Genomic DNA, 1,404 nt, shown 5'->3' on the forward strand with positions numbered 1-1,404 from the left:
TATGTGGCGCTCCACGGGTTTTCGTGGGCGCCTTTGCGCTGTTCAGGGGCTATTTTAGGTTGTGCGCCTGGGGTTTTGAGCGTGTCGGCGGCGAGTTGAAGGACGCGCACGCGGTGTCCCTCTAGGTTTCGGGGTTACCACACCAACCTCAACCGCCAGGAACGATCCGCGTGCGCGTCAGTACTGCATTTAACCGAATACTTCAGGTCCCCGGAGCCAACGTCACCGATGTCACCATCGGCGACCGCGATATCGAAGTCACCGTCGGCCTTAAAGCCCGCTCGATGCGCTGCCCGTGCGGCAAACGTGTGCGGGCCGGTTATGACCGCCGGCGCCGGCGCTGGCGCCATGTGGATCTGGCCTGCAAGAAACTGTGGCTGGTCTACGACATCCGCCGCACGAACTGCCCACGCTGCGGCATCGTCACCGAGCAGGTGCCGTGGGCTCGTCCCGGTGCCCGATTCACCCGAGACTTCGAAGACACGGTGCTCTGGCTGGCCCAACGCACCGACCGCACCACCGTGGCCACGCTCATGCGGTGCGGCTGGGAATCGGTCACCGCCATCATCAACCGCGGTGTCGACGAACTGCTCGACCAACGACGACTCACAGACCTGTACCGGATCGGCGTCGACGAAATCTGCTACCGCCACCCGCACAAATATCTGACCATCGTCGGCGACCACGACACCGGCACCGTCATCGGAGTCCAGCCCGGACGCAGTGAAGAATCGCTATCGAAATTCTATGAACAACAACCTGATTCGACACTAGAGACGATCACCGCCGTGAGCATGGACGTGAGCAAGGCGTTCCGCGGAGCCACCCGAACCCACCTACCGGAAGCCACCATCTGCTTTGACCCGTTCCACATCATGCAATGGGTCAACCGGGCATTGGACCGGGTCTTCGCCGCCGCCGCCAGCGGACCGGACAAAGTCGCCATGACCTCAGCGCAGTGGCGCCAGACCCGATGGGCGCTGCGCACCGGCGAAAACAAACTCACCGACAACAAACGTGAACTGGTCAACCAGATCGCCCGCGCGAACCGTCACGTCGGCCGGGCCTGGGCCCTCAAAGAACAGCTGCGCGACCTGTATCGACTCCCACACGAACCCGGTGTCGCCCGTCAACGACTCAAAGCCTGGATCACCGCCGCCAAACGCAGCCGTATCCCGTCCTTCATCGAACTCGGCAAACGACTACAGGAACACTTCGACGCCGTCATCGCCGCCGTGGAACTCGGCATCTCCAACGCCCTCCTCGAAGGCATCAACGCCAAAATCCGACTCATCAACGCCCGCGGCTACGGCCACCACTCCGCCCGAACACTGACCTCAATGATCTATCTCTGCCTGGGCGGGCTCCACCCTCAGCTACCCACGAGAAGGTGAGGAGTAGCAC

General features: G+C 62.5%; 1 protein-coding gene. It reads left to right on the top strand.

The window, feature by feature from the left end; translation table 11 throughout:
• Positions 1 to 170: 170 nt before the first annotated feature.
• Positions 171 to 1,394, top strand: a complete 1,224-nt coding sequence (locus tag ACJH6I_RS31755) for an ISL3 family transposase (RefSeq protein WP_212806588.1) — start codon at positions 171 to 173, stop codon at positions 1,392 to 1,394.
• Positions 1,395 to 1,404: the final 10 nt, after the last annotated feature.

This window comes from Mycobacterium sp. SMC-13 (assembly GCF_045311035.1).
Classification (GTDB): Bacteria; Actinomycetota; Actinomycetes; order Mycobacteriales; family Mycobacteriaceae; genus Mycobacterium.